This is a genomic window from Archangium gephyra (assembly GCF_042230915.1).
Lineage (GTDB): Bacteria > Myxococcota > Myxococcia > Myxococcales > Myxococcaceae > Archangium > Archangium gephyra_B.
This window is the reverse complement of sequence record NZ_CP102578.1, coordinates 1,246,699-1,264,061: the sequence shown is the minus strand read 5'-3', so window position 1 is coordinate 1,264,061 and position 17,363 is coordinate 1,246,699. Positions and strand designations below refer to the sequence as shown.

Genomic DNA, 17,363 nt, shown 5'->3' with positions numbered 1-17,363 from the left:
CGTCCCGCCTCCACGCGGTGCATGAGCGAGCATGGCCCATACGCCTCTACGCATCGTCAGCTACAACGTCCGTTACTTCGGACATGCCCTGCGCGGGCTCGCCAGCACGCTCGGTCCCAAGCGGCGGGTCGCCGCGGCGCTGGCCACGTTGGATCCACTACCCGACATCGTCTGCCTGCAGGAGGTGGAGACCCAGTCCTTCCGCAGCAATGTCGCCCACCGGCGCGCCCGCCCCGACGAGACGCAGCTGGAGGCCTTCATGGGGCGCATGGAGGAGACGTTCGCCCACCTGCGCCGCCCCATGCCCTACGAGGCCTTCTACTTCCGCGCCCACCACTACAAGCTGGGCGAGTTCTCGCTCTACACCACCGGGCTGGCCATCCTCGTCAACACCCAGCGGCTCGCCGTGGACACGCACAACGTGGACTCGCCGCACCAGATCACCCACCACCACGTCCGGGCGCTGCGCGAGCGCAAGCAGAGCCGCATCTGCGCGCACATGCGGCTGCTGAGCCGCGAGGACGGGCTGCCCTTCCACATCTTCAACACCCACCTGAGCCTGCCCACGCCCTTCTCGCGCGCCTTCTGGGCCACCCGGGAGAAGATGGGCAACGGCATCAACCAGCTGCATGAGGCGCGCGCCCTGGCCCAGATGGTGAAGGCCCGGGCCAACGGCGAGCCCTTCCTCGTGTGCGGAGACTTCAACTCGCCGCCGTCCTCGCCCGTCTTCCACTACCTGTGCGACGAGGCCTGCTTCATCGACGCCCAGGCGGCGGTGGGACAGATAGACCCGCGGCAGCCGCGCGGCTTCCCCACCGCCGGCTTCATGCACATGCGCATGCACCTGGACCACATCTTCTCCGGCAGCGGGGTGCGCTGGCTGGACGCCGACGAGACCTCCCCCTTCGGAGACGTGCGCAGCCGCTTCCACGGGCTGTCGGACCACATGCCCCTCATCGCGCGCTTCCAGCTGGAGCCACCCGCGGCGCACGCCGAGCCGGCCGCGCCCGCCGGGGCGTGAGTCACTGCGAGGACTCGCGGAAGAGGAACGTCACCCGGCCATTGGGCTCGAGGAAGGCCGCGCGCACGCTGCCCAGGTCGTCCCGGCCATGGGAGCGCAACCGGCTGAGCAGCTCGCTCCGGGAGATCTGGCTCTTGCGCAGGTTCTCGTGCACCAGCTCGCCCTCGTGCACCAGCTCCAACGGACGGCCTTCCAGCACCCGGGCCGCGGCGCGGTCGCGGAACGACAGCCACGAGAAGAACCGGTCCCAGGCGCCCAGCGTGGCCAGGGCGATGAAGCCCGTGGTGAGGCTGTCGTCATCGCCCACCAGCGTGCGGCGCAGGCACACCGTGAGGAGGAAGAGCAGCGCCAGGTCGAAGGTGGAGTAGCGCCCCAGCTCCTTGCGCCCGAGCAGCCGCAGGACGAGCTGCGAGAAGAGGAACACCATGGAGACGCGGAAGACGACCTCCAGCGGATGCATTTCGGGGACCCAGATGCCATGCCAGTCGATCGGCCTCATGCAGGGAAGCTGAGCATGGGAGCCATGTCTGGCTTCCCCCCGCTCCCACCGCCGTCGAGCGGCCGGGCAACCGGGGGCACGGCTCCGTCCCTCGCCCCCTGAGAGGGAGCGCGGCCCGCTGGTGCCCCCGCTGGCGGGACTCACCGGCCCGCCCCGCCGTCTCCACCCTGTAGGCTCTAAGGAGGAGTCCCCTCCCACCGAGGGAAACAATGGCTGGCGACGACTTCAGGGAGCTGCTGGACGCCATGGCGGATCCACTCGTGGCCTGCGACGGCGACGAGCGCGTCCTCTACCTGAACCCGGCCGCCGAACGCCTGCTTGGCTGGACGCAGCGGGAGCTCACGGGACAACCCTTCGCCCGCCTCGTCCCCGAGCGCCTGCGGTCCTTCGAGGACCACTCCTTCCTGCGCTACCTGTTGGGCCGGCGGCGGGCGCTGAGCGGGCGGCCCGTCCGGGTGGCCCTGCTGCGCCACGAGGGGCCGGAGCTGGAGGTGGAGGTGACGGTGGGCACCTCCATGGGAGCCGAGGGGGAGCGCATCGCCGTGGTGCTGCGGCGCCCTCCCGAGCTCCCCGACTACACCGACGAGCCCCTGGAGCGGTTGTCCTCGGCGGCGCCCTCGCGCACGGCCCCCCCGGGCTCCGCCGGGGAGCGCGCCTACCAGCTCGTCTTCGAGAACGCCCCGCTGGGCCTCTTCCACTTCGACACCACGCCCGTCATCGTCGCGTGCAACGACTACTTCGTGCGCATCATGGGCTCCTCCAAGCGGATGCTCATCGGGCTCAACCTGCTCACCCTCCAGGACGAGGCCATCCTGACCTGCGTGCGCGACGTGCTCTCCGGGCGGCACGCCTACTACGAGGGGGAGTACCAGTCGGTCACCTCGGGCAAGGTCACCCCCGTGCGGACCCACTTCGCGCCCTGCCTCAACGAGCACGGCGAGGTGGAGGGGGGCGTGGGCATCGTCGAGGACGTCACCGAGCAGCGCAGCACGGAGGCCGAGCGCGACCGCCTCTTCCGCGAGGCCCAGGAGGCCATCCGCGTGCGCGACGACTTCCTCACCATCGCCTCACACGAGCTGAAGACGCCGCTCACCCCGCTGTCGCTGCGGCTGGCCAGCCTGGAGCGCCGGCTGGAGCGCAAGGAGCCGGTGGACCCCACCCTGCTGCGCCACGCGCGCCAGCACCTGGTGCGGCTGGCCGCGCTCATCAATGACTTGCTGGATGCCTCGCGCATCGAGGCCGGCCGGCTCGCGCTGCACTTCGAGCCCACCCGGCTGGATGCGCTCGTCGAGCGCGCGCTGACGGCCATGGACGCCGAGCGCGGCCAGCACCGCATCGACTACTCGCACCCGGAGGAGGCCGTGCGCATCCGGGGGGACCCCTACCGGCTGGAGCAGGTCATCGCCAACCTGCTGGAGAACGCCCTCAAGTACAGCCCGGCGGACAGCACCGTGCGCGTGACGCTGGACGTGCGCGGCGACTTCGCGCTGCTGTCCGTGGCGGACGAGGGCATTGGCATTCCGAGAGACCAGCAGGAGCAGCTCTTCGAGCGCTACTTCCGCGCCCGGAACGTCGCCGTCACGTCCTACGGCGGGCTGGGGCTGGGCCTCTACATCAGCCGGGACATCGTCGAGCGCCACGGCGGCCGCATCTGGGTGGAGAGCGAGGTGGGCCGGGGCGCCACCTTCTACGTGGCCCTCCCGCTGCTGTCCGCCGCCAACCCCACGCCGCCGGAGCCGCGGCCCGCAACGGACTCGCCCCAGCCGGTGCACTGAGCCCATGAAAAAGGCCGGGCCCCGCCTCCACGAAGGGAGGAGAGCCCGGCCCGAGTCACGGCCCGTGAGGCCTCAGCTCCGGCGGCGGCGGCGCGCCAGCGTGAGGAACGTGCCCAGGCCCATCAGCACCAGCGAGGCGTCACCGCCCGTGGCCGAGCAGCCCACGCCATCGCCCAGGAAGGCGATGTCCCCGTCCCCATTGCCGGCCGACACGGTCCAGGTGCGGCCGGCCGGGGAGTCATCCACGTTGCCGGCGGCGTCGCGCGCGCGCACCCGCAGGGTGTGCTCGCCCTCGGCCAGGTCCGTGAAGGTCACCGGCGAGGTGCACGGCGTGTAGGCGGCGCCGTCCAGGCTGCACTCGAAGGTGACGCCCGGCTCGTTCGAGCTGAACTCGAACGTCGCGGTGCGCTCCGGGGTGGTGCCCGAGGGACCGGAGGAGATGGTCGTCTCCGGCGCCGAGGTGTCCTGCACGACGGTGAAGGTGCGCGGCTCGGACGTGGGGCTGACGTTGCCCGCGTCATCCGTCGCACGGACCCGGACCTCGTGGGGGCCCGTGGTCAGCGGCGTGGTGGGCGTGTAGCTCCAGTTGCCGGCCGCATCCGTCCGGATGGGGCCCACCTCGGTGCCGTCGATGATGAGGGTGATGGAGCTGTTCGGCTCCGCGTTGCCGGTGATGGCCGGCGTGAGGGTGTCCACCGTGCCGTTCTGCTCGGGGCTCACCACGCCGGGCGCGGCGGGCGGGGTGAGGTCCACGGTCCAGGTGTAGCTGGCCGGCGAGGGGTCCACGTTGCCCGCGGCATCACGCGCGCGCACCCGCAGGGTGTACGCCTTCTCGGCCGTCAGCCCCGTGAAGGTCTCCGGGTCCGAGCAGGCGGTGAAGGAGGCTCCATCCAGGCTGCACTCGTACGTCACGCCCGCCTCCGGCGAGCTGAAGTCGAACGTCGCGCTCGTGGAGTTGGTGAGGCTCGGCGGGCCCGAGACGATGGTGGTGTCCGGCAGCGCGGCGTCCACCGTCCAGGTGTAGCTGTCCGGAGAGGCGTCCACGTTGCCCGCGGCGTCGCGCGCGCGCACCTCGAGCGTGTGCGAACCGTCGGCCAGGCCCGTGAAGGTCACCGGGTCCGTGCAGGAGGTGAAGGCGGCGCCATCCAGGCTGCACTCGAACGTCGCGCCCGCCTCCGAGCTGAAGTCGAAGGTGGCGTCCGGCGAGCCGCTGGTGGCCGCCGGGCCCGAGACGATGGTGGTGTCCGGCGCGGAGGTATCCACGCTCCAGGTGTAGCTGGCGGGAATCGGATCCACGTTGCCCAGGGCGTCACGCGCGCGCACCTCGAGCGTGTGCGAACCGTCGGCCAGGCCCGTGAAGGTCACCGGGTCCGTGCAAGAGGTGAAGGCAGCGCCATCCAGGCTGCACTCGAACGTCGCACCCGCCTCCGAGCTGAAGTCGAACGTCGCGCTCGTGGCGTTGGTGAGGCTCGGCGGGCCCGAGACGATGGTGGTGTCCGGCGCGGTGATGTCCACCGTCCAGAGGTAGACCGCCGGGGTCGGGTCCATGTTGCCCGCCGCGTCCACGGCGCTCACCTCGAGCCGGTGCGCCCCGTCACCCAGGCCCGTGAAGGTCGCCGGGTCCGTGCAGGGGGTGAAGTCCGGCGCGGCATCCAGCCTGCACACGAAGGAGACACCCGCCTCCGGCGAGCTGAAGTCGAACGTCGCGCTCGTCGACGCCGTGGGGCTCGACGGGCCCGAGTCGATGACGGTGTCCGGCGGCGTGAGGTCCACCGTCCAGCTGTAGGTCTCGGGCGTCGGATCCACGTTGCCCGCCGTGTCACGTGCGCGCACCTGCAGGGTGTACAGCCGCTCGGCCGTCAGTCCCGTGAAGGTCACCGGGTCCGCGCAGGAGGTGAAGGCAGCTCCATCCAGGCTGCACTCGAACGTCGCGCCCGTCTCCGAGCTGAAGTCGAACGTGGCGCTCGTCGCGTTGGTGCGGGCGGGCGGCCCCGAGACGATGGTGGTTTCCGGCGGCGTGAGGTCCACCGTCCAGGTATAGGTTTCGGGCGTCGGGTCAACATTGCCCGCGGCATCACGCGCACGCACCCGCAGGGTGTACGCCTTCTCGGCCGTCAGCCCCGTGAAGGTCACCGGGTCCGTGCAGGAGGTGAAGGCGGCGCCATCCAGGCTGCAATCGTACGTCACCCCCGGCTCCGCCACCGCCACCGCGAAGTCGAACGTCGCGCTCGTCGCGTTGGTGCGGGCGGGCGGCCCCGAGACGATGACGGTGTCTGGCGCGGAGGTGTCAACGACCCAGGTGTAGCTCTCCGGAGAGTCATCCACGTTTCCCGCCGCGTCGATGGCCCGCACCAGCAGGGTGTGCGAGCGCTCGGTCAGCCCGAGGAAAGTCACCGGATCCGTGCAGGAGGTATAGGTGGCGCCGTCCAGGCTGCACTCGTACTTCACGCCCGTCTCGCTCGCGTTGAAGTCGAACGTGGCGACCGTGGTGTTGGTGAGGCTCGGCGGGCCCGAGACGATGAAGGTATTGGGCTTGGTGACGTCCACGGTGAAGGTGTTGGCCGTGCTCCTGGGGCTCTGCACGCCGTTGAGCTCCGTGGCCGCCTGCACCGTATGGCTGCCCTCGGAGAGATCCCCTGGCAGCGCGAAGATGTAGGCACCAGCGGCGTTGGACGTCGCCCGGCCGACCTCGACCCCGTCGATGTAGATGACCACCGTGGTGTTGGCCTGGGCCGTGCCATCGATGAGGGGCCGGCGGTTGCTCGTGAAGCTGCCATCGGCCGGCGTGGTGACCGTGGGCACCGGCGGCACGACAAAGCCACCCGTCAGCGTGGTGACGACGCCGCTGTTGCCGAGCTGCGCACCATACGAGGGCGGCACCGTGCTCGCCTTCTGGGTACCGGGGTTGGCTCCCGTCACGCTGTTGATGTCGGGAACGCAGGTTCCCCCCGTGGACTGGAACAGCACCCGGCCACCGCCACCGCCACCGCCCGGCCCGACCCGCGAGGCGTTCGTGCTGCCTCCCGTTCCACCACTCGCATCGATGTCACCGCAGTCGGCGGTCGTGGCGAGGCGCAGGTAGATGCTGCCGCCGCCACCGCCACCGCTGGCGGCATCGCTGTTGGAGAAGCCACCGAACGCACCCGACGCGGTGATGACGCCCGTGCCGCTGAGCTGGTTGGCCCGGATGAAGATGATGCCGCCACCCGCGCCACCTGTCTGGGCGGCTCCCGAGCTTCCATGCCCCACACCACCGCCACCGCCAAAGGTGAGCTGGCCGAGCATGGGGTACGTCAGCACCACGCCGCCCATGCCACCCACGGCCCGGCCACCACCGTCCGCGGAATTGCCGCCCACGCCACCCGCGCCGCCGTTGCTGCCACCGCCTCCGCCCGCCCTGAGGCAGACACCGCCACCACCGCCGTTGGCGACGTTGCCACGCCCGGTGCTGCTGGAGCCGTAACGGGTGTAGGCGATGCTCTCGCCCTTGAGCGCTCCCGAGGGGCTGGGCTCATCCACGCCCGTGCACGTGAGCTTCCCACTGGGGTCATTGACGAAGGTGCCACCGATGAAGCCGGCGCCACTCGCGCCAATCTCACCGAGGTTGTTGAGAGTTCCCTGGACCAGGAACGCGACGACGCCCCCGCTGCTCCGGTTCCAGGCCTGCGCGGCAATGCTCCCGGCGGGGTCGATGGTGAGGTCCGAGTACTCGGGCACCCGGATGACCTGGGTGACGTTCGCCGCATAGGAGTAGACGAGCGGCGCGCTCAGCCGCAGCGTCGTCCCAGAGACCGACACCAGCCGCGCCAGCTCCCAACGGCCCACCGGGGTGCCACTGATGTCGAGGCTCGCCGTGGTTCCCGAGGCCGGCTCGGGAATGATTCCCGTCGACTGCAGCACCATGACCAGGTCGCCCGCCGCGAAGCAGGCGCTGTCACCCGTGCAGGTGCCCGTCGTGAGCAGGATATCCCCAGGCGCCAGGGGCGCCGTCACCTGGGCATAGCTGTTGATGACGATGCCCGGTGTCGACACCGTGCGCGAGCCGTTGCGCCCGGTGCCCAGGTAGAACGAGTCCGGCTCGGCCAGCGCCGCCGTCGAGCCGAAGGTCAGCACGCACAGCGCCGCCGCGAGCCACTTCTTGAAGAGTTGGTTCTTCATGTTCTTCGGTTCCTTCGGTTACGGCAGCTCGCGCTCGGGGGTGACGATGATGAACTCCACGCGCCGGTTGGCCGCGCGGCCCTTGTCCGTCTTGTTGGATGCGATGGGCTGATCGGGACCGAAGCCCTTGGCCTCCAGGCGCGCCTGCTCCACGCCCTTGCTCACCAGATAGCCCTTCACCGCCTCGGCGCGCGCCAGCGACAGCTTGCGGTTGGCCTCCGCGTTGCCGCGGTTATCGGTGTGGCCCTCGATGACCATCTTGTCCACCTCGGGGTGCTGCTGGAGGATGCGCGCCACCTGGTCCAGCATCTTGAAGGACCGCGGCTGGATGACGGCCTTGCCGGTGGCGAAAAACACCTGCTCCTTGATCTCCAGCTTGCCCTTCTGGATGGCCACCATCTGCTTCTGCTGCACCGGGCAGCCCGCGTTGGTGGTGACGCCCTTCTCGGCGGGGCAGTTGTCCAGGTGGTCCGACACGGTGTCGCCGTCGGTGTCCTTCGCCGGGCAGCCGCGCAGCTCCGTCAGGCCGGCCTCCGCGGGGCACGCGTCGCGCTCGTCCACCACGCCGTCCTGGTCCGTGTCGCGCACCGGGCAGCCCTGGCGCTCGGCCGGGCCCGCCTCCGAGGGGCACTTGTCCGCGCTGTCCTCGGTGCCGTCCTGGTCCGTGTCGCGCACCGGGCAGCCCTGGCGTCCAGCCGGGCCCGCCTCGGCGGGGCACTTGTCCGCGCTGTCCTCGAGGCCGTCCTGGTCCGCGTCGCGCACCGGGCAGCCCTGGCGCTCGGCCGTCCCCGCCTCCGTGGGACACGTGTCCGCGGCGTCCTCGATGCCGTCCTTGTCGGTGTCCTTCACGGGGCAGCCCTGGCGCTCGGCCGGGCCCGCCTCGGCGGGGCACTTGTCCTCGCCATTCTTCACGCCATCGCCGTCGTCATCGCGGCGCGAGGCGTCCACCCGCTCGCCCCCGCCCACCGCCATGCCGAGCAGCACGCGGAAGGTAGGCGTGCCCGGCGCATCCCCGAAACCGGGGCCGCCCAGCGCGTAGGCCTCGAACGACTCGCCCAGGGGCAGCCTCAGGCCGGCCAGCACCTCCAGGGAGCCCGCCTCACGGGTGAGCGGCACGCTGCCGCGCACGTTGAGCTCGCCGCGCAGCCCCTGGCCCGTGGTGGCCAGCACCGCGCCCAGACGCACCTCGTTGCCCAGCTCGTCCTGCACCTCGCCCACGTCACCGAGGACGACGGCGGGACGGATGAGCACGCCGGCCTCCACGCCCGCGCGCAGCATTCCGAAGCTGCGGCCCACCATCACCTTGGGCGAGAGGCGGACGATGTTGTCGCGCGAGAGCGTGTCCACGCTGCCCACGGGCAGCCCCACGCCCAGCTCGAGCGCCAGGTCCACCGGCGCCTCCCGCCGCTGCGCGAGCAGTCCCAGCCGCACGTGCGCCGTGGGCGTGGACAGGCCCGTGCCGGCCGGCGCCGCGACGCCCTGCCCGCTCAGGTCATCCCCGCGCTGCCAGGCCACCAGCGGCAGCTGCACGCCTAGCTCCAGCCACTGCATGGGCGCCCAGGCCGCCAGCAGGTGCGCCGTCACCCGGTCGCCCACCACCGAGCCCAGCCGGTTGCCGTTGCGGTACATCACCAGGGGATCGTTCTCGTACTGCCCCGCGAGCGAGAGGCGGAAGCCGCCCTGGGGCAGCAGCTCGCCGGTGCCCATGAGCAGCGAGCCCCGGCCGTTGGGGTTGAGCTCCAGACGCTCCAGCTCGAAGGCCGGCAGGCCCGCGGGCTGCGCGAGCGCGGCCGAGGCGAGCAGGAAGGTGGCAACAGCGGACAGGCGCGCGACTCCCGCCCGCATCGTCCCGCCATCGCGGGACGGCTTGGTGTGGCTCATGATGTCTCCGTGTCGGGGCCCCTGCGGGTCCACTTCTGACTGGACCGCCCCTCGGCACTGCTTCCTGGTGGAGCGCAAGGTGGGAAGGACTCCCCGTGCGGCCCCTGGATGACGCCGGGCGCATACAGACCCGACCCGCGACGCGGTGTCCAGAGATCGTTCAGGGTCTGGCGCACGCCCGGCTGTCCTTCGGGGGACCGCGATTCCGGCTTCCAGTCCCGTTGGAGAAGTCCCACGTCCGCCTGCTCTGTCCTTCAGTGAACCGGTGATTCGTACTCCCAGTAAGTCCAGAGGGCAAAGAAACGTTGCCGTGACGGCAGCAGGTGCGCACCGTGGGGCACGATGAGCGTCCTGGGGCGAATCGGTTGCGGCCTGGGCCTCGGACTGCTCGGGTACTTGGTGAACCTGGCGGCCCTCGAGGTGCTGCCCGGGGTGCATCTGCTGCTCGGGCCGCTGCTGGTGCTCACCGCCGGGGTGCTGTTCGGGCCGGTGGCCGGGGCGCTGGCGGGAGCCGTGTCCGGGGTGAGGACGCTCTGGCTGTGGGGCCACCCGTGGGGCTGGCTCAACCTCACCCTGGAGGGCCTCTTCGTGGGCGTGCTGCGCCGGCGCCTCACGCCGGTGGTGGCGGACGCGCTGTACTGGCTGCTCAGCCCGCTGTACTTCCTGCTCACCTACTTCCTGCTGGCGGACATCCCCACCTCGGCCATCCTGGTGGCGGGAGTGAAGCAGGCGGTGAACGGGCTGCTGGCGGCGCTCATCCTCCAGGTGCTGCTGCTCATCCCCTGGGTGCGCGGACGCCTGCGCCCCCTGCTGCCGCTGCCGCTGGCGGACACGTCGCTGGGGCGGGCCATCGGCTCGGCGCTCACGCTGGGGGCCATCATCCCGCTGCTGGTGGTGGGCGGCTCCGAGGGCCGCGAGCGCTACACCTCCGAGGTGCGGCAGGTGGACGAGGCCAACCTGCATGCCGCCCGGGTGGTGGCCAATGAAATCGAGAGCAGCCTCGCGCATGCCCGCCATGGCGTGTCGCGGCTGGCCCGCACGCTCTCGGCGAGCCTGTCGCCGGAGGGGGCGCTGCCGGGCCCCAACTTCCTGGAGGGGGAGCTGGACGCGTTCGTCACCTACTCGCCCGAGGTGCTCAACGCCTACGTGGGCAGTCCGGAGGGGGTGGCGCTCGCGTTCTCCCCGCGCACCGACGTGGCGGGCCGTCCGCTGGCGGGCACCGACTTCTCGGACCGGCCCTACGTGCAGCAGGTGCGGCAGGCGCGCGAGCCGCTCGTGAGCGACGTCTTCCTCGGGCGCGGAGGTGCCCAGGGGCCGCTGGTGGTGACGGTGTCCCCCATCCGCCGCGACACGCGGTACGCGGGGTATGTGCTGGCGGCGGTGGATCTCCCGCGGCTGCGCCGGCACGCCCGCGCGCAGGTGGGGGACACGCAGCGGCGCATCCTGGTCGTCGACGCACGGGGCGGCCTGGTGTTCGACTCGGCGGAGGAGGAGCCGGGGCAGGTGCGCAGCATCATCAGCACGGCGCTGGCGCAGGCCCTGGAGAAGGTGGGCAGCGGCGGCACGGGCACCTACGAGGCCAGCGGGGAGGACGCGGTGCGGCTGGTGCGCGTGAGCACCCTGCACCACTTCGGCGTGGTGGAGGTGCCGCCGCTGGGCTGGAGGGTGGTGGTGCAGCAGCCGGGCACGCGGCTGCAGCAGGACGTGGAGCGCTCGTACTTCGCCCTGCTCGGGACGATGGGGCTGGCCACGGTGTCGGCGGTGCTGCTGGCGCTCGCCTTCTCGCGCACCATCGTCGCGCCGGTGCAGGGCGTGTCGCACGCGGCGGCACGGCTGGCGGCGGGGGAGCGCACGGCCCGCGCCTCCGAGGCGGCCGTGGACGCACCGCGCGAGTTGAACCAGCTGGCGGAGACGTTCGACCGGATGGCCTGGCAGCTCTCGCGGCAGCTGGAGGCCATCGAGCGCACCAGCCGGGAGAAGGACGCATTCCTCTCCATCGCCTCGCACGAGCTGAAGACGCCGCTCACGGCGCTCAAGGCGCAGGTGCAGCTGTTGCGGCGCAAGCTGGGGGACGAGCACGCGCAGCGGCTGGACAACGTGAGCCGGCAGGTGGACCGGGTGACGCGGCTGGTGAATCAGCTGCTGGACGCCTCGCAACTGGGCCTGGAGCAGCTGCCCGTGCAGCGCACGCGGATGGACCTGAGCGAGGTGGTGCGGCGGGTGGCGGAGGCGCTGGTGAGTGCCTCGCCGCTGCACACGCTGGAGCTGGAGGCGGAGCCCGTGGTGGGCGAGTTCGACGAGCTGCGCCTGGAGCAGGTGGTGCACAACCTGGTGTCCAACGCCATCAAGTACAGCCCGACGGGAGGCGCCATCGAGGTGTGGACGCGGATGCTACCGCAGGGCGAGGTGGAGCTGGTGGTGGCCGACCGCGGCATCGGCCTGCGGGTGGAGGACGAGGAGCAGCTCTTCGGGCGCTTCGAGCGGGGAGACCGGCGCGAGCTGACGGGCATCTCGGGCATCGGCGTGGGGCTGTACGTGTCGCGGGAGATCGTCCGCCGCCACGGGGGGCGCATCACGCTGCGCCCGCGCGAGGGAGGTGGCGCGGTGGCCACGGTGCGGCTACCGGTGGCCGTGCAGCCGGAGCGGGAGCACCGCGCCTCCCACGCGCCCCAGGACGAGGGGCGGGGGCCTCATCACTCGTAGCGCCCTACCCCAGCACGCCCAGCGCGTGCGCCAGCCGCCAGGCCACCACCAGCAGGTGCGCGTCCCGCACCACGTCCAGCTGGCTCACGAGCACCTCCAGCGGTATCCAGCGCAGGCGCGAGTCGCAGGCCGCATCGGCCTCGACCTCCACGGCGAACGGCCAGACCAGCTCGGGGGTGACACCCGGCGTCGCGTGGTACGAGCCGCCGAGCTCCCAGGTGCGGCGCACCGTGACGGAGAACTCCTCGCGCAGGCGCTCGGCGATGAAGGCGGGCACCTGGCTCAGGTGGGTGAGCGTCCGGGGCAGACGCCAGGCCGGTGTCACCGCGAGGGTGGCGCTGCCCGTGAAGTGCTGCACCGTGGGCAGGTCCCTGTGCTCGAGGCCCACCCGGATGCCCTCGCGCGTGCGCACCACCGGGAGCGCCACGGTGGTGTTGCGGCTGGCCTCGCGGGGGACGAGGTACTCGCGCGGCACGCTCGCCAGCTCGCGCCCTTCCGCGTCGTGCTCGGAGAAGGTGCCGGTGCGCAGGTCCAGGTAGCCCGCCGTCCCGTCCTCGTGCATGGAGAACACCGCACGCCGCGCGGGGGCCAGCGCGTCATCGGCCCACTTGGGCCCACCGGATTGCTCGGTGAGCTGGATGGGGGCGCCGATCCACGGCCCGGGCGAGGTGCCCAGGTGGCGCAGCAGCCGGTGGATGTTGAGCTCCAACCGGGCATCCACCATGCCGCCCACGTGGCAGGCGCGGAGCACCTGGCGCGCGTCCAGCTCCCGCACCGAGCCGGAGCTGGTGAACGGGCCGTAGTCGGGCGCCGGCAGTCCAGAGGAGGGAGCCACCTCCACCAGCCAGGCGGACACGCGCTCGCTCACGCCGCCGGGCGAGGTGAAGTAGTGCGCGGGCTCACCCAGGGCGCGGATGCTGCCGGCCGGGAGCCCGGCGCGCTCGTGGAGGATGCGCGCGATGGCCTTGTCCGAGGCCTCGCCCGCGTGGGTGATGGCGGCGAGGGGCTCGGTGATGTAGCCGGACAGCGCCGCGCCCCCGAGGTTGGGGTGGTCCGCGCACGCGTTGACGATGGGCCGCGGGAAGCCCTTCTTGGCCAGCACGAAGACCTGGCCGTCCTGGCGGAACCAGGGCAGCAGGTCCACCGTGCGCCCCGGGCGCTCCACCAGCTCCCAGACGCGGCCGGTCTCCCCGTGGCGCCAGGCACTGAGGGACAGGAAGCGCGGCGCCGCGAGTGGCTCGCTGTGCTCCTCGCGCAGCGCGACACCCGCCCCGGGGGGCACCTTCTCGCCCACGATGAGGTAGTTGGTGGGCGGGTACGGCAGCGGCTGCCCATCGAGCCCCGAGAGGTGGAACTGGCCCTCGTAGCGGTTGGCGATGATCCACGGGTTGCGGATGGGCATCGAGCTGAGGATGCGCAGCCCGCGGCGGCGGAAGGCGGCCTCGAACTGGGCCTGGGAGTAATAGGAGTACTCCTCGAGCAGCTCCACGTCCCAGTCGGTGCGGTAGTCCTTGCGGAGGATGAACTCGTTGGCGGCGCGCAGTGCGAGCCGGTAGCGCACGTGCCCCGGGTGGGGCGAGTCGAGCCGCGTGTAGGGCACCGGGCCGTCCCGGTTGACGCTGCAGCAGAAGTCGCGTGCGAAGCGCTCGAAGAGGGCGGCGGTGGACAAACCCTGGACAGGGCCCTCGGCGGCCCCATTCGTGGTGGGCAGATCGAGCCACACCTGCTCGGGCCCATCGGGGACGAGGAAGTCGCGGATGATGATGACGCCGCCGGTGCGCAGCGCGCGCACCTGGTTGTCCAGACACGTCTCCAGGCGGGCGAGCGAGAAGTCATTGAAGCTGGTGACGTGGTGGAGCACCGACGAGTCGAGCACCCCATCCAGGGACTCCGGAGGGAAGACGGGGTCGGCGATGTCGCCCGCGACGAAGCGGAGGTTGGGGCGCTGCCAGGCGGCGGCGGCCATGTCCACGGACACGGGGTTGATGTCCACGCCCACCAGCTCCAGGCCGCCGTAGAGACAGGCCAGGTCATAGGTGCCTCGGCCCGAGCCGCTGCCCATGTCCGCCACCCGGCCGCGCGTGGGGAAGTGCGCGGTGGTGAGGGCCACCTTCTGCTGCATGGACGCATCCATGCCCGCGAAATAGGTGGCGTAGTGGTCCGCATCGCCGCGGTGCTGGGCGGCGTACGTCTCGGCCGTGCTCGTCTTGGGCGCCATCGCCGCCACTCTATGATGAGGCCAACCCCTCGCGGTACGGGGGGGTGGCAAGATGCCGCCATGGCGAGGGTGAAGACACTCACGGTCCGCGCGGGGCTCGGCGCGCTGCTGTCACTGGGGAGCACGGGCTGTGCGCATGCTCCGGTGCTCGGGGCGCATCCCGACGCGGACAGTCCGGCCTACGTGGGGAAGGCGCTCGTCACGGGCAGCCGCTCCACCCAGGAGCTCTTCGCGGCCTATCCCAGGCGGGAGCCCGACTCGAGGCTCGCCGCGCGGCTCGGCGAGATTCTCGCGGATGGAGGCAAGACCCTGCACTGGAGCGCCTCCGGGAGCGTGGAGTCCTTCCAGCATGGCGAGGTGACGATTCCGCTCGTCATCCGCGTTCCGCCGCCGTGCCAGGACCGCGTCTGTCCCGTCATCGTCTTCTACAATGGGGCCTGTGCCCCGCCCCGCTACCACTGGAGGCCGGAGTTCTTCCTGCGGGCGGGCTTCATCTTCGTCGAGCCCCACATCCGGGGAAACCGCTGCGACGAGGCGTGGGCCGACGCGGACAACGGCTCCCGGAAGCCCGAGGCGCAGACGGACATCGAGGCCAGCGGCCGGTACGTCCGGACACGCTTCACCCGGGACGGCGTGGCGCCCAAGGTCGGCATCCTCGGTTGGAGCTATGGCGGCAACCAGACGCTCATTGGAATGACCCGGTTCGCGGGCACGTACGACGCGGGCTTCGCCCTGTCGGCGAAGACGGACCTGCTCTCCTTCTTCCAGAACGCGCCGGAGGACCTGAGGCAGGCGCGAGCACGCGAGTACGGGGACCCGGACACCGAGCCCGAGTTGCTCCGGTCCATCTCCCCCATCACCTACGTGGACAGAATCCAGGGCCCCCTCGCGCTCATGCTCGGAGGGCGCGACCCCAAGGTCTCCCTGTCCGACGCGGACGTGTTCGTCAGGAGGGCCCGGGCCCGTCAACAGGATGTGTCGCTGATGATCGTCCCCGAGCACGGCCACCTCACGGAGCAACCCGGAGAGATCGTCTTCGAGCACGCCCATGTGATTCAGTTCTTCGCGGACCGATGGGGAAGGCCCGTGGAGCTTCACTAGGAGAGGGCCTCCTCCCCCGCCGGCCGTCCCGGGGCGGCCAGCGGAACGAAACCACCCGTGTTAGCGTCCAAGGGGTATGCGTCCCGTCCCCGAGCCGCCGCCGATGTCCACCCGCGCGCTGCTGGCGTGCCTGGTGCTCGCCGCCGCGGCCAGCCTCTTCCTCTGGCAGACGGTGTGGCTGTACCCCTTCCGGCTGCTCGTCACGCTCATGCACGAGAGCGGACACGCCTTCGCCGCCTGGGCGGTGGGCTCCCACGTGAGCAGCGTCACCATCAGCCCGGCGACAGGCGGGCTCACCTACCACTCCCTCACCGGCTCGCTCTGGAGGGAGCTGCTCATCGCCTCCGGCGGCTACGTGGGCTCCTCGCTCGCCGGAGCGCTGCTGCTGGTGGCCGCCGGGCGCATGCGCAGCGGACGGGCGCTGCTGTGGGCGCTGGTGGTCTGGATGGTGGGCGTGGCCGTCCTGTGGGTGCCGCTGCTCCCGCCCGACCCGGGCCAGGCCCACGCGCTCGCCACCGGCTCGTCGCAATCGGACGGACTCTTCACGCTCGGCTTCATCGCCGGCATGGGCGCCTTGCTGGGACTGGTGGCGTGGAAGGGGCCGGTGTGGCTGCGGCGCGGGCTCGTGGTGTGGATCGCCGCGCTCTCGTGCCTCCTGGCACTGCAGGACATCAAGGGGCTGTTCGGCTACGGCCTGGAGGTGGGCGTCTCAGACGCGCACGCCATGGCGCAGCTCACGTACCTGCCCGCGCCCTTCTGGGCGGCGGTGTGGATGGTGGCGTCGCTCGGGGCCATGTGGCTGGGGCTGCGCTCCATCGTCCGGCGCCGGCAACTGGTGGCCTCCCGGGGCCTGACCATGTCGGGCCGGCTGTCCCCGCGGTAACGCGCGGGGCGGCTCAGAAGACCAGGGTGGTGCGGCCCTCCCGGTGGGCCTGGAAGAACTCCCGCACCTGCCGCACGACGAAGTGCCCGGCCAGACAGCTCACATCCACCGTCTCCAGGCGCCGGCACAGCTCCTTGTCGAGACGTATCCTTTCGAGCCCGAACACCGCCTCCAAGACGCGCAGAGGCTCGGTCTGGCCTCGAGTCCATTCCTCCTCCGTCGGCTCCCGCCCGAGCACCTGGCGCAGCACGTTCCGGTCCTGGAAGAGCATCACCTCCGCGTCCGGCACCACCAGCACCACCTTCCACAGGTCCGTGTAGTCAACCTGGACCAGCGCGTAGACGAGGAAGCGGTGCAGCTCGCGAATCTTCTGGAGCTCGGCCGAGCGCGTCCCCGCGACGAGGGCCACGATGGCCTTGCGGTTGCTGAGGACGGACCTCGCCAGGGAGACACTCTCCGAGAAGACATCCGTTCCGAGCACCCGCAGCTCAGGCCCGAACTCGGGTTCGAGCAGCTTGCGAAGCACCAGGGCGTTCACCTCTCCTCGCACGACGAGACACGGAATCATCGAAGGTCCTCCGCCTTGAGCTCGTAATCCACCTGGGCTTCCTCCACGGCCTTTCGCCATTTGGCCCCGAGGGCCGCACGCATGCCGGCCCTCAGAGCAAGAGAGATATCCCTGCCGTGCCACAGCAGGACATTGCGCAGTGGCTGCGCGTAGGACTCTCGTAGTGCGGGCTCGGTGAACCCGCTCACGCTGAACATCAGACCCAGAGCGGCCGGGGGCCGCCGATCGACCCGGACCTTGAACTTCGCGATCGGGTTGAAGTCGACGGGCTCCCGCCAGTGCTTGCACTCGACCAGACACGAGAGCCCATCGACGTAGATCGCCCCATCCACCTGCTCCCACAATCCCCTGTAGGGCCAGATGACCTGCGCTCCTTCGAGCTGGAACGCACGCAGGATGAGGTACTCGAAAGCTCTCCCCGGCGGCCAGGGCCCCAGGTCCTGCGCCTCCTGCAGCTGTTCCCACAGATCGATCAGCGCGGCCCTCCCCATGGACCGCACCCAGCCGACGTACCTCTCCTCCCCCACTTCCACGCCCCACCTCCCGCCACCGACCA

Annotated in this window: 11 protein-coding genes; 5 read left to right on the top strand and 6 right to left on the bottom strand. The window is 71.2% G+C overall.

Annotation, left to right across the window (positions count from 1 at the left end; all coding sequences use genetic code 11):
- Positions 1 to 31 precede the first annotated feature (31 nt).
- Positions 32 to 1,021, top strand: a complete 990-nt coding sequence (locus NR798_RS05230; RefSeq protein WP_375770303.1) for an endonuclease/exonuclease/phosphatase family protein — start codon at positions 32 to 34, stop codon at positions 1,019 to 1,021.
- A gap of 1 nt (position 1,022) precedes the next feature.
- Here NR798_RS05230 and NR798_RS05225 read toward each other — a convergent pair whose 3' ends face one another.
- On the bottom strand, positions 1,023 to 1,481 hold the full coding sequence (locus NR798_RS05225) for a DUF421 domain-containing protein (RefSeq protein WP_375770302.1): 459 nt from the start codon (positions 1,479 to 1,481) through the stop codon (positions 1,023 to 1,025).
- Positions 1,482 to 1,729: 248 nt separating this feature from the next.
- Between NR798_RS05225 and NR798_RS05220 the strand changes: the two genes are divergently transcribed.
- Positions 1,730 to 3,295 (top strand): ATP-binding protein, encoded by a 1,566-nt coding sequence (locus NR798_RS05220; protein WP_375770301.1) that lies wholly within the window; start codon positions 1,730 to 1,732, stop codon positions 3,293 to 3,295.
- 72 nt (positions 3,296 to 3,367) lie between these two features.
- Here NR798_RS05220 and NR798_RS05215 read toward each other — a convergent pair whose 3' ends face one another.
- Together NR798_RS05215 and NR798_RS05210 are read right to left on the bottom strand one after the other, a co-directional pair.
- Positions 3,368 to 7,453 (bottom strand): Ig-like domain-containing protein, encoded by a 4,086-nt coding sequence (locus NR798_RS05215; protein ID WP_375770300.1) that lies wholly within the window; start codon positions 7,451 to 7,453, stop codon positions 3,368 to 3,370.
- 18 nt (positions 7,454 to 7,471) lie between these two features.
- The gene (locus NR798_RS05210; protein WP_375770299.1) at positions 7,472 to 9,334 is read right to left on the bottom strand and encodes an OmpA family protein; all 1,863 of its coding nucleotides are present in this window, start codon (positions 9,332 to 9,334) and stop codon (positions 7,472 to 7,474) included.
- Positions 9,335 to 9,676: 342 nt separating this feature from the next.
- On the opposite strand from NR798_RS05210, the gene NR798_RS05205 reads away from it, so the two are divergent.
- The gene (locus NR798_RS05205) at positions 9,677 to 12,037 is read left to right on the top strand and encodes an ATP-binding protein (RefSeq protein ID WP_375770298.1); all 2,361 of its coding nucleotides are present in this window, start codon (positions 9,677 to 9,679) and stop codon (positions 12,035 to 12,037) included.
- Between the two features lie 4 nt (positions 12,038 to 12,041).
- On the opposite strand, the gene NR798_RS05200 is transcribed toward NR798_RS05205, so the two are convergent.
- Positions 12,042 to 14,255 (bottom strand): methyltransferase domain-containing protein, encoded by a 2,214-nt coding sequence (locus tag NR798_RS05200; protein WP_375770297.1) that lies wholly within the window; start codon positions 14,253 to 14,255, stop codon positions 12,042 to 12,044.
- Positions 14,256 to 14,315: 60 nt separating this feature from the next.
- Between NR798_RS05200 and NR798_RS05195 the strand changes: the two genes are divergently transcribed.
- Both NR798_RS05195 and NR798_RS05190 read left to right on the top strand, forming a co-directional pair.
- Positions 14,316 to 15,356: an alpha/beta hydrolase family protein gene (locus NR798_RS05195; protein WP_375770296.1), complete on the top strand. Its 1,041-nt coding sequence runs from the start codon at positions 14,316 to 14,318 to the stop codon at positions 15,354 to 15,356.
- A gap of 76 nt (positions 15,357 to 15,432) precedes the next feature.
- Entirely contained in the window at positions 15,433 to 16,239 is an 807-nt protein-coding gene (locus NR798_RS05190; protein ID WP_375770295.1) for a M50 family metallopeptidase, read from the top strand.
- 13 nt (positions 16,240 to 16,252) lie between these two features.
- Here the strand turns inward: NR798_RS05190 and NR798_RS05185 are convergent, their stop codons facing one another.
- Together NR798_RS05185 and NR798_RS05180 are read right to left on the bottom strand one after the other, a co-directional pair.
- Positions 16,253 to 16,807, bottom strand: coding sequence for a hypothetical protein (locus NR798_RS05185; RefSeq protein WP_375770294.1), 555 nt, complete (start codon positions 16,805 to 16,807; stop codon positions 16,253 to 16,255).
- The gene (locus NR798_RS05180) at positions 16,804 to 17,340 is read right to left on the bottom strand and encodes a restriction endonuclease (protein ID WP_375770293.1); all 537 of its coding nucleotides are present in this window, start codon (positions 17,338 to 17,340) and stop codon (positions 16,804 to 16,806) included. Before NR798_RS05180 ends, NR798_RS05185 begins: the two co-directional genes overlap by 4 nt.
- Positions 17,341 to 17,363: the final 23 nt, after the last annotated feature.

Coding starts and splice junctions, on each gene's coding strand:
- NR798_RS05225 (WP_375770302.1), bottom strand. CDS start 1,481: ATGCATCCGCTGGAGGTCGTCTTCCGCGTCTCCATGGTGTTCCTCTTC.
- NR798_RS05220 (WP_375770301.1), top strand. CDS start 1,730: ATGGCTGGCGACGACTTCAGGGAGCTGCTGGACGCCATGGCGGATCCA.
- NR798_RS05185 (WP_375770294.1), bottom strand. CDS start 16,807: ATGATTCCGTGTCTCGTCGTGCGAGGAGAGGTGAACGCCCTGGTGCTT.
- NR798_RS05195 (WP_375770296.1), top strand. CDS start 14,316: ATGGCGAGGGTGAAGACACTCACGGTCCGCGCGGGGCTCGGCGCGCTG.
- NR798_RS05200 (WP_375770297.1), bottom strand. CDS start 14,255: ATGGCGCCCAAGACGAGCACGGCCGAGACGTACGCCGCCCAGCACCGC.
- NR798_RS05190 (WP_375770295.1), top strand. CDS start 15,433: ATGCGTCCCGTCCCCGAGCCGCCGCCGATGTCCACCCGCGCGCTGCTG.
- NR798_RS05205 (WP_375770298.1), top strand. CDS start 9,677: ATGAGCGTCCTGGGGCGAATCGGTTGCGGCCTGGGCCTCGGACTGCTC.
- NR798_RS05215 (WP_375770300.1), bottom strand. CDS start 7,453: ATGAAGAACCAACTCTTCAAGAAGTGGCTCGCGGCGGCGCTGTGCGTG.
- NR798_RS05230 (WP_375770303.1), top strand. CDS start 32: ATGGCCCATACGCCTCTACGCATCGTCAGCTACAACGTCCGTTACTTC.
- NR798_RS05210 (WP_375770299.1), bottom strand. CDS start 9,334: ATGAGCCACACCAAGCCGTCCCGCGATGGCGGGACGATGCGGGCGGGA.